The organism is Haladaptatus sp. T7 (assembly GCF_026008575.1).
GTDB classification, from domain to species: domain Archaea; phylum Halobacteriota; class Halobacteria; order Halobacteriales; family Haladaptataceae; genus Haladaptatus; species Haladaptatus paucihalophilus.
This window is the reverse complement of record NZ_BROP01000004.1, coordinates 50,450-65,397: the sequence shown is the minus strand read 5'-3', so window position 1 is coordinate 65,397 and position 14,948 is coordinate 50,450. Positions and strand designations below refer to the sequence as shown.

General features: G+C 61.1%; 15 protein-coding genes. 8 read left to right on the top strand and 7 right to left on the bottom strand.

The window, feature by feature from the left end:
* Positions 1 to 589: 589 nt before the first annotated feature.
* Positions 590 to 727: an FmdB family zinc ribbon protein gene (locus OPC11_RS12250; RefSeq protein ID WP_007983078.1), complete on the top strand. Its 138-nt coding sequence runs from the start codon at positions 590 to 592 to the stop codon at positions 725 to 727.
* A 49-nt stretch (positions 728 to 776) separates the two neighbouring features.
* On the opposite strand, the gene OPC11_RS12245 is transcribed toward OPC11_RS12250, so the two are convergent.
* Positions 777 to 1,241: a pyridoxamine 5'-phosphate oxidase family protein gene (locus OPC11_RS12245; RefSeq protein WP_007983076.1), complete on the bottom strand. Its 465-nt coding sequence runs from the start codon at positions 1,239 to 1,241 to the stop codon at positions 777 to 779.
* 93 nt (positions 1,242 to 1,334) lie between these two features.
* Positions 1,335 to 1,481 (bottom strand): hypothetical protein, encoded by a 147-nt coding sequence (locus OPC11_RS12240; protein WP_171970527.1) that lies wholly within the window; start codon positions 1,479 to 1,481, stop codon positions 1,335 to 1,337.
* Between the two features lie 162 nt (positions 1,482 to 1,643).
* Between OPC11_RS12240 and OPC11_RS12235 the strand changes: the two genes are divergently transcribed.
* The 5 genes from OPC11_RS12235 (at position 1,644) to OPC11_RS12215 (ending at position 6,816) form a co-directional block, all read left to right on the top strand.
* Positions 1,644 to 2,282 carry a helix-turn-helix domain-containing protein gene (locus OPC11_RS12235; protein ID WP_264782049.1) on the top strand — a complete coding sequence of 213 codons (639 nt, stop codon included), beginning with the start codon at positions 1,644 to 1,646 and terminating at the stop codon, positions 2,280 to 2,282.
* 120 nt (positions 2,283 to 2,402) lie between these two features.
* Complete coding sequence (locus OPC11_RS12230) at positions 2,403 to 2,786, top strand: helix-turn-helix domain-containing protein (RefSeq protein WP_264782048.1); 384 nt, start codon at positions 2,403 to 2,405, stop codon at positions 2,784 to 2,786.
* A 69-nt stretch (positions 2,787 to 2,855) separates the two neighbouring features.
* Positions 2,856 to 4,862: an acetylxylan esterase gene (locus OPC11_RS12225; protein ID WP_264782047.1), complete on the top strand. Its 2,007-nt coding sequence runs from the start codon at positions 2,856 to 2,858 to the stop codon at positions 4,860 to 4,862.
* A gap of 76 nt (positions 4,863 to 4,938) precedes the next feature.
* A complete protein-coding gene (locus OPC11_RS12220) occupies positions 4,939 to 5,832 on the top strand; it encodes a universal stress protein (RefSeq protein WP_264782046.1) in 894 nt (297 codons plus the stop codon).
* 114 nt (positions 5,833 to 5,946) lie between these two features.
* Entirely contained in the window at positions 5,947 to 6,816 is an 870-nt protein-coding gene (locus OPC11_RS12215; RefSeq protein WP_264782045.1) for a universal stress protein, read from the top strand.
* Positions 6,817 to 7,115: 299 nt separating this feature from the next.
* Here OPC11_RS12215 and OPC11_RS12210 read toward each other — a convergent pair whose 3' ends face one another.
* A complete protein-coding gene (locus tag OPC11_RS12210; RefSeq protein WP_264782044.1) occupies positions 7,116 to 8,012 on the bottom strand; it encodes an NAD(P)-dependent oxidoreductase in 897 nt (298 codons plus the stop codon).
* A 118-nt stretch (positions 8,013 to 8,130) separates the two neighbouring features.
* On the opposite strand from OPC11_RS12210, the gene OPC11_RS12205 reads away from it, so the two are divergent.
* Both OPC11_RS12205 and OPC11_RS12200 read left to right on the top strand, forming a co-directional pair.
* Complete coding sequence (locus OPC11_RS12205) at positions 8,131 to 9,747, top strand: glycosyltransferase family 39 protein (RefSeq protein ID WP_264782043.1); 1,617 nt, start codon at positions 8,131 to 8,133, stop codon at positions 9,745 to 9,747.
* A 133-nt stretch (positions 9,748 to 9,880) separates the two neighbouring features.
* Positions 9,881 to 11,080, top strand: a complete 1,200-nt coding sequence (locus tag OPC11_RS12200; RefSeq protein ID WP_264782042.1) for a glycoside hydrolase — start codon at positions 9,881 to 9,883, stop codon at positions 11,078 to 11,080.
* A gap of 75 nt (positions 11,081 to 11,155) precedes the next feature.
* Here OPC11_RS12200 and OPC11_RS12195 read toward each other — a convergent pair whose 3' ends face one another.
* The 4 genes from OPC11_RS12195 to proC all read right to left on the bottom strand — a co-directional run bounded on the left by OPC11_RS12195 (position 11,156) and on the right by proC (position 14,920).
* Positions 11,156 to 11,602, bottom strand: coding sequence for a hypothetical protein (locus OPC11_RS12195; protein ID WP_264782041.1), 447 nt, complete (start codon positions 11,600 to 11,602; stop codon positions 11,156 to 11,158).
* Between the two features lie 391 nt (positions 11,603 to 11,993).
* Positions 11,994 to 13,325, bottom strand: a complete 1,332-nt coding sequence (locus OPC11_RS12190; protein WP_264782040.1) for a glutamate-5-semialdehyde dehydrogenase — start codon at positions 13,323 to 13,325, stop codon at positions 11,994 to 11,996.
* Complete coding sequence (gene proB / locus OPC11_RS12185) at positions 13,318 to 14,157, bottom strand: glutamate 5-kinase (protein WP_264782039.1); 840 nt, start codon at positions 14,155 to 14,157, stop codon at positions 13,318 to 13,320. Before proB ends, OPC11_RS12190 begins: the two co-directional genes overlap by 8 nt.
* The gene (gene proC / locus OPC11_RS12180; protein WP_264782038.1) at positions 14,144 to 14,920 is read right to left on the bottom strand and encodes a pyrroline-5-carboxylate reductase; all 777 of its coding nucleotides are present in this window, start codon (positions 14,918 to 14,920) and stop codon (positions 14,144 to 14,146) included. Before proC ends, proB begins: the two co-directional genes overlap by 14 nt.
* Between the last annotated feature and the right edge of the window lie 28 nt (positions 14,921 to 14,948).

Genomic DNA, 14,948 nt, shown 5'->3' with positions numbered 1-14,948 from the left:
CTCGTTGGCAGAGGCATCTCTACCCGAGTTGCGACGAATCATGACCGGTACCGTTCTCGATTTCTGGTACCCCGCTGTCTCGACCGCGAGCACGGCGGCTTCTACTGGGAAGGGAACGCGACGGATACAGCCGCCGCGGAGCGCAGCCGGGTACTCGGAGGGGCGCTGAGAGTTACCGGGTTAGAACCAACACGATTGGGTACGGGAAAAATAAACTGACGGATCTTCGTTCGTTCTAAGATCCATCCAATAATAATATAGATGTCTGGAAAGGTAGTCAGACAATGATTTCTAAACGAGTTTATCACCGCTCAATTGACCCGTTAAGTGCCCCTCACCATAAAAGCTACTTTATTCTGACTAGTATGTGTAAATGGATATTTCTTCCCACCTATCTCTGAATGACACCCGATATTCATATAGTGGAATAGAGTATATCATGCGCCGCAAAGTCGGTCGCCCCCTCCCCGTTTAAACTCCCCCATATGTCGAGGGGAAACTCATTACTCCGGCGCTAGCAACTATCTATATAAGGGCGGATACATTGCATCACTAGCAACTGTCTCCACAACGAAGGAACCGATATCCAATGAACGAATACGAATTCACCTGCTCGGAGTGTGGGCAACAGATCGAAATCAACGGGCCGATGCGCGAGGCGACCCTCACGCACGGGTGTCCCGTGTGTGGGGCGACCGTCAGTCCGGACAATTTCGCACCGTGTTAGGAACCCGACCGTTCGCTCGTCTTTTCGACGCTCTCGGTCCCGACGGTCGTTATTCGTTCTCTTCGCGGTCGATTTCCGTTCGACGGCCGCTCAACGTGGTCGGTTCGAATTCGTAGAGTTGGATGTCGAGGTTCTGTTTCGACTTGCCCCAGATTTCGAAGAGGGGACGCTTTGCCGCACCGTACTGTTCGATGTGTTCGACGGTCAGTTCTTCGGGGGGAATCTCTTCGAGCAGTCCGACGGCGACGGCGCTTCTGTACGTCGTTTTGTCGCCCGTCTCATCGTACACGACGAGGCGGGCATGCGGTGAGGACGCGAGGAAGCGTCGCTTCTCGCTCTCTGGCGTCGAAACGAGTCGCATGAAGAACGTCCGTTCACTGGCGTCGTACCCATACGAGATGGGAATCGAATACGGCTGTTCGCCCTGAGCGAGAGATAAGACGCCAGTCTCGTGCTCACCGAGGAAATCGTCGATTTCCGACTCCGTCATCTCAGTTTCGTGGGCGAGTGTCATGGTCAGTACGTTTACCGACCGCGCGTTCTGCCTTAAACTATTCCCACTGCGATAGGCCACCCCAACCACAGTCGGTACGTACCGCCGAACGGCTCAGACGGGCGTGAACACGTCGGACGAGACGACACTCCCACAGACCGCGCATCCGTGGTCGAGAAGGGCGTCCTTCATAGCGGAGTCGACCGTGGTTGACCTAGCGCACTCCGGACAGACGAAGGTGTAGTTCTCGGTCCTGCTCATCGTTAGTTTGTAGTACGTCGTTTGGGGATAAATGACGTCCTCTATTTCCAAGGGCGTGAGAACACACCCGTCGAACCGCCACGCCGACGGACGGCAGGGGTTCCTGCGTGCGTCACCACCAGTACGCTAAAGGTGCGCGGAGGGAAAGACAGGAGTGGTACGATGGCGTCCGGGATACGAGCGACGGTGAAATTCGATTCTCCGGGTGAGTGTCCGCTCGCTCAGTTCTCGGAGACAGCGGACACGACTATCAATCACGTCTCGTCGAGCGTCGCCCTACCGAATTCGACGGGGAGCGTCACCGAGTTTTTCGCCGCTGTGGACGACCTCCCGGACGACGTAGACAGGGAGCCGGTGTTCTCGTACGGGTCGTCGAATCTATATCGAATCGCGCACGAAGGAGACGTGTGCTGTCCGTGCGAGTGTCTCGGTCAGTTCGGCTGTCCCGTCCACCGATACACCGCAGCGGAGGGTGTGCTGACGCTCGTGTTCCACGCGGAGGATTTCCGCCAGCTACAGGACGTGATGGCGGAGTTCCGGGAGCGGTACACGTCGGTCGACGTGCAGCAGTTACTCCAACCGCCGCTGGAAGGAACACCGGAAGAGCGGGTGTTCGTAAACCGAGGGAAACTCACGGACAGACAGCTGGAGGTGTTACAAGCCGCCTACGAGAAGGGGTATTTCGAGCGACCGAAACGGGCGAACGCGACGGAAATCGCGGCGGAACTCGGTATCACCCAATCGACGTTTACCGAACATCTGGTCGCGGCACAGTCGAAGATTTTCGAAGACGTGCTGTGACACGGTGTGCTGCTCGGTTGCCTTTTCGAACCGCCTCGCACCGATATTCGGCAGGAGTATATAAAGCACCCCCGATATGAGTGGTGCAGACTGGTTTCGATAGCGGCCATCCAATAGTATATGAGCCAATCATCTATGGCGGCGGTCGGAACGCAGGTACGACAGGGATACGCAACCGATTCGACGGTCGTCACCGATGCCACCGAGGTACAGGCGATTCTCGATACGATAAACGACGCCGACTGCCGTGCAATCCTCGACGTGACCGGCGAAGACGTCCTCTCGACGAAGGAAATCTCCGAACTCTGTGACATCCCGCTCTCGACCACGTATCGGAAACTCGACTGTCTCACCGACGTCGGACTGCTGGAGGAAACCATCAGTATTCGACGGACCGGGAAACACACCAGCGAATACTACACGCGCGTCTCCGACGTGATGATGTCGGTCAACGCCACCGACGGACTCTCGGTCACGATTTCGTACTCCGCACCCCCGAACTAGTTCTCGAACACGTCGATGGCGAGCGAACGGGAAATTCTTATTGTGCACTGACTGGTTACCGACGGGTATATGGACGGGTTCGGCGACGCCGTGGACGGGTATTTCGACGTCGAAGACCAGCTCTCCCGCTATTTGCTGCAGCGTGCGGACGACCTCGGCTCGAAGGGACGGGACCGAACGGCCGCCGTCGATTCACGAGAGGACTTCGAAGCACACCGCGAGCGCGTGCGCTCGACGCTCCGTTCGCGTATCGGCGGCGTCCCAGAGCGACCCGACGACCTGTCGGTCGAGACGACCGGCCGCCGTCGGGGAGACGGGTACTCGGTCGAATTGCTCACCTTCGAAAGCCGTCCCGACTTCCACGTGACCGCGAACTGTTACGTCCCCGACGGCGACGGGCCGCATCCGGGAATTCTCTTTCTCTGCGGCCACGCCGAGCCGCCGAAATCCGACCCGTTGAACCAGAAGGCGTGTATCGAACTGGCGCTACACGGGTTCGTCGTCCTCATCATCGACCCGATAGGACAGGGGGAACGCAAGCAGTACCGCGACGTGGAGATAGAGGGAACGGCCGTGAGCGGCGGCGGCGGGACGTTTCCGCACAGCTACGCGGGCCAGAAGTGCTTCTACGCGGGGGCGAACCTCGCGCGATACATGATAAACGACGACCGATGTGCGCTCGATTACCTCCACAGTCGCGACGACGTGGACGACGACCGAATCGGCGTCGCGGGCACCTCTGGCGGAGGCATACAGACCCTGTACCTCTCGCTTCTGGACGAGCGAATCGACGTCGCGGTCCCCTGCTGTTCGATTTCGCACCGCTACGAGCGGCTGAAAACGGGGGGACGAACCCACGCCGAACAGGCGATTACCGGCAGCGTCGCCGAGGGAATCGACGACGCCGACCTCGTGGCCGCGATGGCACCCCGGCCGGTCTGCATCGGCGCGGCGGCGTCCGACCGGTACTTTCCTATCGAAGGCGTCCACGAGACGATCGCCTCCGTCCGGCGTCTCTACGATATCTACGACGCCGGGGAACGGGTGAACCTCGTCGTCAGCGATACCGGACACTGTTCCGTGTACGAACTCGGAGACGAGGTGTTCGAGTGGCTATGTGAACGACTCGGCGACACCGAGTACGAACCACACGACGAGCTACCGACCCTCGACGAAGCCGAACTCCACTGTACACCTCGTGGGAGCGTCCGCGACGCGTACGCGAACGAACGGACGATAGACGACCTCATCCGGGAGTACGTCACGAAGACGTATCCGGATGCGGGGACGAAACCTACCGTCGATTCCGACTGCGGGTACGCCGAGCGATTGCGACGGACGCTCACCGAGACGTTCGTCGCCGACCGGGAGAGCTGTGAACTGTTCCCGCGCTTCATCAGTCGAACCGAATCAGACGGGGTGCGGGTCGAACGCGTCTGGTTCAAAACCGAACGGGACCCGGACATCGTTTGTACGGGCGTGTTGGTCACGGACCCCGAATCGGCCGCCGAATCCCCCGCCGTGGTCCTGTACGAACGCGGGACGGACGAACTCCCGGAGCGGAGCGAAGACGTCGCGTCGCTCGCGCGCGAGCACGGGGCGGCGTTCGTCTTCGACCCGCGCGGCGTCGGCGCGGTGCGGAACCGAAATATCCCGGTGCCGAACTGGGCCGACCACCACGACGGCATGTACGGCACCGAATTCAAACTGGCGAACGACGCGTTGCTATTGGGGTCGTCGCTCCTCGAAATGCGCGTCTTCGACGTGTTCCGCGCCGGGTCGTTCCTCCGCTCGGAAACCGACGCCGAGCGCGTCTCGTTCGTCGGCGAGGGAATCGGCGCGTATCACGCCCTGTACGCCGCGGGCATCGCCCGGAACGTGGACCGGGTCACGCTCCGGTCGCTCGGTCCCAGTTTCTTCGAGTTGGCGACCCGTCGGGAGGCCCCGTTCCGTCCACAACTCACCGCGTTCGACGTCGTTGGCGACCGTGACGTCCCCCACGTGCTCGCGGCGCTCGACCGGCGAGAGGTGCGCGTCGAGCGGGAAATCGGCGAACGGAAAACAGCCGACCGATGACCGCCGACGATGGACGCGGGCGACGGCACACCGGCAAACGGTGAAGGGGGAGGACAGCGAATCTCACCGTAGGACAATGTACTCTCACATCGTGATCGCCGTCGATGGAAGCGACGAGGCGAACCGGGCAGCGCGGCGCGGTCTCGCATTCGCGGGGGAGTTCGACGCGACAGTCGACGTCCTCCACGTCGTCGAACGGAAAGCGCTCGGACTCACGACGAGCGGCGACGAAGAAGAACGGCTTCGAGAGCGCGGCGAGCGAATCCTCGCGGACATCGAGGACATCGCTTCGGAACGCGGACAGTCGGTGACGACGGCGCTTCGGGAGGGCAAGCCCGTCGTCCAAATCAGCGAGTTCGCCGACGAACGGAACGCGAACCTCCTCGTCATCGGTCGCCAAGGAATGTCCGGGGTTGGGAAACAACTCCTCGGCGGCGTCACAGAGCAACTCCTTCATCGGAGTACGATTCCCGTGTTCGTCGTCCCCAAGGGTGAGGAAGAGATGACGAACGCGACCGACTACGCTCGCATCCTCATCCCGACGGACGGGAGCGAAAACGCCGACGTCGCGGTCCCGCCCGGTATCGAAATCGCTCGGCAGTACGATTCGGCCGTTCACGTCCTGAACGTCGTGGACCTTCAGGCGGCCGGTGGGGCGTTCGACGCGGGCGGCTTGGAAAGCGAATTCGTCGAACGACTCGACGAGAGGGGGCAAACCGCGGTCGAGGAGGTCGCACGTGAGGTCGAAGAAGGCGTTTCGGGAGCGGTGACAACCGCCGTGGAGCGCACGACGTCCTTCGAGGGTGCCGCGGCGGGCATCCGGGAGTACGTCGGGGAAAACGACATCGAACTCGTCGTCATGGCGTCCCACGGCCGGTCGAACGTCGGGCGGCAGTTTCTGGGAAGCGTCGCCTCGACGCTGCTTCGGACTATCGATGTCCCAGTGGTCGTCGTGAGACGGAGTTCGTAACCCACGACGCGGCGGCACTCGCTTTTCGAAGGGAGTGCAGTCACCGGAGAGCGCACCCGCGGAATCGGGAACGCAATTGAAGTCGGTTCGAGGCGAACGCTTCGTGGGGGTTCGATGTACGACTCGATTCTCATTCCGACTGACGGCAAAGACGGGACGAAGCCAGCGATTACACACGGCATCCGGCTCGCCGCCGCGTGCGACGCGACGGTACATACGCTGTACGTCGTCGATTTGCCGTATCTCTCCGGGTCGCGGGCCGAACAGCGGGTCGAACCGCTCGAAGCCAAGCTGAACGAAGAGGGGCGGGACGCGACCGCTTCGGTCGCAGAGCGGGCGCGCGAACGTGGTCTCGACGTGACGGAAACGGTTGCGACGGGCCTCCCGTTCCTGTCGATCATAGAATACACCGACGCGCACGACATCGACCTCGTAGCGATGGGAACCGAGGGTGCCGGAAGCTCCAAGGCCCGGCTCGTTGGGAGTACCGCGAAGAAGGTGGTCCGTCTTTCGAAGGTGCCGGTACTGACGGTTCGAGCGGTCGAAACCGCTCCGGCGACGGAGTATACGGATGTCCTCCTCGCAACCGACGGAACGCGAGGGTCACGTCGGGCGATTTCCCACTGCAGCGAGCTTGCCGCCGCGTACGATGCGACCGTACACGTCGTCTCGGTCGTCGATTCACGACTGATGCGCGAGGGGTCGGGACGTGAACTCATGGCCCAGCAAGCTGAGCAGGCGTGCACGGATGTGGTCGCTCGGATTTCGAACACCGGCGTTGCGACTACCAGTGACGTTCTTCACGGTCACCCCGCGGACCGAATTCTCGACTACGCGGACGACCACGACATCGACCTCGTGATTCTCGGGACGCACGGCCGCTCCGGCATCGACCGGTTCGTGATGGGGAGCGTCGCCGAAACGGTTCTGGGGCGAGCCACGACACCGGTCCTGACGGTTCGAGACCTGAGCGAGGAGGAGTGAGCAACGGCGACTCGGGGTCGTGAGCGCGGAACTCGATGGGTCAGCACGAATCGCTTCCACATCGGACGTCGCGGTTCGTTTTGTGACGGTCGGTTCCAGCAGGGGTTCCTCAATCGACCAGATGCGATTTTGGCAGACGAGTACAGTACCTCATGAGGGTTACTGTGTGCCGGAGACGAACGGCGGATAGTCTTTGTCGAGAGCGTTCGCTCTCGCAGCGAGCGTTTTTGTCACCCCTCGGAGGTCAACCGGAGAGTACAGTCGGAACGGACAACAATGGGTAGAGGTTCACACCCGCATCACTCGATTTGTCGCCAACTCCATTCGGGTTCCCAGCCGAACAGGTCGTCTGCCTTCCCGGTATCGACCAGCGACGAGTAGTCGTCATCGCCGAGCGCATCACGAACCTCGACATCGGGGAAAACGTCCTCGATGAGTTCACGAGTGGGCGTCTCGGCGCTGGTATCGGGCGCAGACACCCAGACGCGTTCGTGGCCTCGAACGCTCGCCTCGACGGCCAGACGGACGAGTTGGACCGCATCCGACAGGTGAACGTACGTGAACAGCGTGTTTCGCTGGGTGTGAAAGTTGTCGGAGTTTCGCATTCCGTCGAGGGTTCGGTCGGCCTCGACGAACGTCTCGCGGGCGAGACTATCGTCGACCACCCACGGGAACCGCAGGGAGATAATCGTCCGAGGCCGGTCTTCGACGCGACGGGCGAACCCGTCGGCCGCGATTTCGGCCGTCTGTTTTCCCAATCCGTAGGGGTTCGATGGCGTCAGGCGGTGGTGTTCGTCCAGCGGAAGATAATCGACGGTGATTCCCTCGGGCTCGAATCCGCCACCGATAGCACTGAAACTCGATGCCAGTACCACCGTCTCGATTCCCAACGCACCCGCGGCCTCGAGAACGTGATAGCTGGACATGGCGTTACTCTCGTAGGTTCGGTATCCGGGCGTTTCGTCCGGCGTCGGAATCGTGCCCAAGTGCACGACCGCATCGGCGTCACTCTTCCCGAGCGAACTGTAGACCTCCCCCGCATCCACTAAGTCGGTCCGCAGATAGACGTCCGAGTGGTTCTCGTCGCGCTTGCCACGCGAGAGGTTCACGGTTCGATATCCCTCCTCGTTCAGGTACGCCAGCACGCCACGCCCGACCCGGCCGTTTCCGCCGGTGACGACGATTGTCTTGGTCACAGACCCGCCGTTCTCGCTCCTGCCGTAAAAATACTCGCCGGGTGTCGCTCCTCCGGTGAGTGGCCACAATTCATATACCGTTCGGTAGCCCTCTCCGATACACTAACCCGCTTCTTCAATGAGCCATATCGAAAGCGACGATGATGAACGGACGGGAAGTATAGAATACATCCTCGGAAAGTCGTACGAACTCTTTGCGACTACCCTGTTCAGGGGGAACCGAAAAGTCGTCCTCGTCCTCACGACTGCCGTCTTCGTCAGCACCGCCTATCTCCTGACGCATCGCTATCCGGCGTACGGTGCCGGACTCTTCCTCAAAACATCCGAAACCATCGTGAGCGGGAACTACGCGTTTCCCGACCGGGTGATGGGCTATACGCGAAGTGGGGTTCCGTTCGCGTATCCTCCCCTCACGTTCTACGTCAACGCCATCCTCCTCGACCTCGGCGTGAGTCCGTTCCAGATCTCGCGCGTGCTACCGGCGATGGTGACGTCCATCGCCTTCGTTCCGTACTTCTATCTCGCCCGCGAGTTCCTCCCGTCGTCCGAACGGGCGGGTGTTGCGGCGATCATCGCTGCCGTCACGCCGATGCTTCTCCAGTGGCATCTATCCGCCGGGGGAATCGTTCGAGCACCCGCGTTTTTCGTCCTCCTGTCCGGGTTGTACGTCGGTATCCGGCTGTTTCGCTATCGGACCCGCCGTTCACTCGTCGTCGGCACCGTCCTGTTCGGACTGATGGTGCTTACTCATCCGACGTATTCGATGTTTTTCGCGGCCAGTTACGTCCTCTTTTTCCTCCGAGAGGACCGGTCGCTCGACGGGTTCGGGCGGGGACTCGTCGTCGCCGGAGGTGGACTGCTAATCGCAAGCCCGTGGCTCGTTCGAGTGGCCTCGACTCACGGCATCGACGTGTTCACATCGGCGGCAGGGACGCACGGTGGACTCGGAGCGGGCGTGATGGTATTTCTCGACCGGCTTGGCGACCCGTTCGCCGGTTTCCCCGTTATTTTGGTCTGGTACGTGCTTCTCACCTTCGGCATCTACTACTTCGTTCGGAGGAAACAGTACTTCCTTCCCCTCTGGTTCGGCGTTTCCGTCTTTCTGATGGACGAGATACGGTTCGCATTCATACCGGGCGTCATGATTCTCACGCTCGGGGTGACCGACGTGATGCCAACTATTCACGCTCGTCTCTTTCGGTCGGAACGGACTGCCACGTCGCAGATCGCCGTTACCGCGGTCGTCCTCTGCTTGTTCGTTAGTCTCGGTGGGATGTTCGTCGCGAATCAGTCGGTCACGAATCACGACCCGATGCCGTCGTTTATCGACGGCGAGGACACGTCGGCGATGACGTGGGTACAGTCGGAGACGCCATCCGATGCGGAGTTCGTGGTCATCGGTGACGCCGCGGAGTGGTTCCCGTACTTCACCGACCGAACGATTCTCGTCGGTCCGTGGGGCGTCGAATGGAAGACGCCCGCGGCGTATCAACGGCAGATGGACGCCTATCGGAGTCTCTCGGATTGCGACACGGCTCGTTGCCTGACCGATGCCCTCCGGTCGAGTGGCCGTCACCCGGCGTACCTCTATATCCCGAAAGGACAGTACACGGTACGGGGAGTTTCCACCGTACAATCGAGCCGTATGCGTCGTTCGCTCGAACGAAGTGACCAATACGAAATCTCGTACGAAAATACGGGCGTGCTGGTCGTTCGGATTCGTCCGCATACGTGACTCGCGTCGTACGCGTCCACGTTTACTCGACCTCCTATCACGTGGACGTGGAGGAACACAACTCAGCGATGTATAAAATCATAACCATCGGGCACAGTCTTTATCATACGACTCGACAATCGACCTTCTACGAATGGATTCCCGGATTTCCCGCCGTCGTTTCCTCCAAGTGGGTGCAACCTCCGCTTCCATCGGGTTCGCTGGCTGTAACGCGTGGTCCGTCTCGTCGGCCGATGAAACGGGTCGCACACAGGGTGTAAACGCTTCGTCGCGCGAACTGGCATCGAATCGGGACCCGGTGGACGTCCGCGGGGCCATCTACATCCCGACGCGGGCGTTCAACCGGTACCAGATGTGGCACGAGTACGACCCCGCGGTTATCGAGCGCGACCTCGGGTACGCCGCCAGTTTGAACCTGAACGCCATCAGAACGTGGTTGAGCTACGAGTTCTGGCTCGAAGACCGTACGGCACACGAAGAGCGATTGGAACACTTTCTCGAAACCGCCGACTCGTACGGCATCGAAGTCCTCCTCGGCCTGTTCGACAGTATCGGCGAAGAGCCGACCCTCGAGAATCTGTACGACATGGGCCTTCTCACAGGCGTCCAAACGTTTTCCCCATCGACGAGAACGATGTTGGACAAGGAACTCTGGGGGAATCCGCGCGACTTCATCTACTGGTTCATGACAAAGTACCGAGACGACGAACGGTTGCTCGCCATCGAACTCTCGAACGAACCGGGGTGGAAGCGGTCGTCTCGGAAGTTCGTCGAGGGAATGGCGAAGATGATGACGCACTATCGGGGGTCGATTCCGCTCACCATGGGGTCGACGAGCCTCGCGAACAACACCGACTATCTCGACTGGGGGTTAGACATTCTCCAATTCCATTACAATTTCGCACAGACCCCAGCGCTGTTTCGGCGAGTGCTCGAACAGGCGGCGCTCACGAAATCCAGACAGGGAAAGCAAGTGTGGCTCTCCGAATGGCAGCGGGTGCGACCGGGAGAAGGGTTCTTCGCGGACGTGACTGGCGAAGCACGTTACCCGGACTACTCGTCGCTCGCCCCGCTCATTCACGAAGCGAACGTCGGGAACTTCTTCTGGTCGCTCATGCTACGGCCGGCCTCGGAACTCCACTTCCGTCGCCAAGGCGTGGTGAACGGCCTCTTTCACGAAGACGGTGCCGTCTGGAATCTCGACGACGCCCGCGCCATCAAAGCGATGTCCGGCGACCCGGAATACGACGGAACCGAACGCAAGGAGTACCCGGACTGGATGTCCGAGATGAAGGGATCGACGATTCCGAGAACCGGCCCCCATCCGAGATGATGCGTGCCGACCGGACGACCAACCTACGGTACACCGCTTACCCCCTCTTGAGTCGTTCGACAATCGGGGCAGAGGTTACCAGCGAACGGAAACGCCGCCCGTTCGGATCGAAATCAACGACACGTCACCGTTCGTCGGGACCGTTATCGTCGTCGGTTCGACGATGATAGCGATGTGCCCACTGCCGGGTATCGGCACGTTCGCGACCCCGGTCCCAGCAACCGTCACCGTCGTGTCTCCTTCTACCACCGTCACGTCGCCGGTGACTCCCGTTCCCGCCGGAACGACGGGCGTGACCGGTGCGTTCGCTGGCTGGTCGGCGACGAGCGAGCCGAGCCAAATCCCCCCCAGGAAGAGCGCCAGAACCACCAGTATCGCCAGCAAGAGAGCGCCAATCGCTCCGATGACGATGGACAGCGTTCCACGGCGGTTCGACCGCCGAGTGCGGCGCGATGCCCGTTCGTACCCCTCGTCGTAGCCACGGTCGTACTCCGACCCCACATCTTGTTTTTCATTTTTCATTTGTGTCACCCCCCTACCGAGTAGGAACGCGTGAAATTCGTCGCGGAATCGCGCGACGGAATACGAAAGTCGATGGGACCTCACGGAAGCACCGTACGCAACGGCCGGATTCATAGCGGTCGTCTTGCCCCCAGATGACCAGTCGTTCGTCGGTACCCCCGGTGAGCGCCCCTCGCCTCTCCAACTATAGATAGGACAGCTATCAGTATAAAGATTTGTAGAAATAGAGAACAGTCGGGGACGAGAGTGGGGAGGGTCGGCCGCTCCGACGCGAGAGTCATCAGCGACGAAATGCCGATGTCGCGGCCAAGCGCGCCGCACAAATGCGGCTTCAGTGAGCGAGAGCCCGAAAAATCACCGTTTCGACTCCGATTCCGGCGCTATCGGTTCGCTATCGGTCGGATAGCGACCCCGGAGTCCACGACCCGTCGAAATCCTCGTGCGTGAACGACTTGGCGTCCGCCCCAGCGTAGGTTCCGACGACCTGTCCGTCGCCTTCGAGGTAGTACTGGTAGGTCGTCAGGCCTTCGAGGCCGACCGGTCCCCTCGCGTGTATCTTTCCGGTACTGATTCCGACTTCGGCCCCGAGTCCGAACCGGTAGCCGTCGCTGAACCGAGTCGAGGCGTTGTGGAACACGCTCGCCGAATCGAGACTGCGCATGAAACGGCTCGCACGCTCCGCGTCCTCGGTCACTATCGACTCCGTGTGTTTCGACCCGTACGTGGTGATGTGGTCGATGGCCTCGCCGAGCGAATCCACGACTTTGACGGCGACGACCAAATCGCCGTACTCCGTCGCCCAGTCGTCCGATTCCGCCCGTTCCATATCGACGATTGCACGGGACGCCTCGTCGCCTCGCATCTCGACGTTCGCGTCCACGTACCGCTCGGCGATTTTCGGCAGGAACTCCGCGGCCACGCTCTCGTGGACGAGTAGGGTTTCCACCGCGTTACAGACGGCGGGATACTGCACCTTCGCGTCGTACGCGATGTCCGCCGCCATCGAGAGGTCCGCCGCGTCGTCCACGTAGACGTGACAGATGCCCTCCGTGTGGCCGAGGACGGCGATACTCGTGTTGTCCTGTATGTATTCGACGAACGCCGAACTGCCCCGCGGCATGAGGAGGTCGATGGCGTCGTCCATGTCGAGCAGCGCATCGACGTCCGCGCGCGCCTCGATGAGCTGAGACCACCCGTCGGGCATCTCGGACGTCGCCTCCCGAATGATTTCGAAGAGCACCCTGTTCGAATGGCTCGCCTCGCTGCCGCCCTTCAGTATCACCGCGTTCCCCGACTTGAGGCCGAGGGCGGCGATTTGGACGAGCGCGTCGGGGCGCGATTCGAAGATGGTTCCGATGACGCCGATGGGAACGGTGCACTTGTACAGTTCCAAGTCCTCGTCGAGTTCGCGCGCCGTTTGGGTCTCCCCCAGCGGGTCGTCCTGGGCGGCGACGCTCCGAACCATCTCGGCGATGCTATCGAGCTTCGACGGCGAGAGTTCGAGTCGGTCCACGAGGGCTCGACTGTACTCCCCCGCGGCGAGGAGTTCTTCCGCCTCGCTAACGTCCCGTTCGTTGGCTTCGAGTATCTCGTCGCTTCGCTCGATAATCGCATCGGCAATCGCGTTCAGCGCCGCCGACCGCTCGTCGTCGGACAGTTGCGCGAGTTTCAGCGCGGCACTCTCCGCCTCTGCCACTTTCGTTTCCGTCGATTTTTCAGTCATCGTTGGCTCCGTCTTCCGGAATGAATATCGTTCCGACCGCGTTTCCGTCTACGATTCGGTCTACGACGTCCTCCTTCGTGGACCGCGCGATGATGGCCGGAATACCACGCTCGCTCACCGAGTGTGCGCCCGCAACCTTCGTTTGGATGCCGCCGAACTTGGCGGTCGCGCTTTCGTCGACCATCTCCTGTACGTCCCCGTAGTTGCGACCCACCGCTTCGATGCGGTCCGCCGCGGGATTCTTCTTCGGGTTGCTGGTGTAGACGCCGCCGACGTCGGTGAGCGTGACGAGCAGGTCCGCGTCCACGCCGACCGCCACCGACGACGAGAGCATGTCGTTATCGCCGATTCGAATCTCCTCGGTCGCCACCGCGTCGTTCTCGTTGATTATCGGGACGATACCCCACTCCAGCAGCGTTTCGATGGTGTTCTTGAAGTTGGTGAACCGTTCCGCGCTGTCGAGGTCGTTCTGCGTGACCAAAATCTGGGCGATCTTCTGGTCGTAGCGTTCGAAACTCTCCGTGTATCGACGCATGAGGTGAGATTGGCCAACGGTCGACAGGGCTTGGGATTCCTCGACGGTATCGTTCGGATACCCGACCCGGCCCTTCCCGGCACCGATGGCACCGGACGAGACGAAGAGCACTTCCCGCCCGCGCTCACGGAGCGTCATCACGTCGTCCACGAGTTTGTCGAGCTTTTCGTCGTCGAGCTTCGACGTCTCGTCCGTCAGCGAGTTCGTCCCGGCCTTCATGACTATTCGGTCGGCCGTCGCCGCCTTCCGTCTCGCGCGTTCCAGGTCCCGCGTTTCTCTAGCCTCATTCGTCGTCATAGTCGGGTGCCAACTCCTTCGAGCGATTTTCCGCCGCCGCCACTGCTTCCCCAATCGTTGCTTCCACGGAACTGTCGCGGAGGACTTCCATCCCCGCTATCGTCGTTCCTTTCGGTGAACACACCGCGTCTATCAGTTCCTCGATACTCTCGTCGGACTGGAGCACGGTCTCGGCGGCCCCTTTGAACGTCTGTGCGGCGAGTACCGTCGCGTCCTCCGGACGCAGGCCGCTCTCGACGCCAGCCCACTTCATCGCGTTGAGCAGGTAAAAGACGAACGCGGGTCCGCTGCCGTTGACGGCGGTTGCGACGTCCATCTGCGCTTCGTCGATCTCGACGAAGACGCCGAGGTCTTCGAGGAGCGACGCGACGTCATCGGAGATCTCCGCCCCGGCGACCGCCGCCGCCATCGTTCCAGACTCGGCCGCGAGATTCGGCATCAGACGAACGACCGTCGCGTCGGTTCTCGCTTCGAGCGCCGTCATCGGAACACCCGCGGCGATAGAGAGTAGCGTTTGTTCCGGGGAGAGGTCGAGTTCGGTAACGACGTCAGCGACCAAATCGGGTTTGACCGCGACGAACACGATCTCCGGCTCGGTCGCCACCGCGATATCCGTCGTCGTTTCCGAGCAGTGCCCCGATACCGCATCGAGGGCGTCCGGGTCCACGTCGTATGCGACCACGGAATGGTTTCCAGTTCTGGAGAGTCCCCGAACGAGGGCACCCCCCATGTTTCCACACCCAATAACGCTAGCCTGTACCATCCTATACTGACCCGTCGTAGGGACGGAG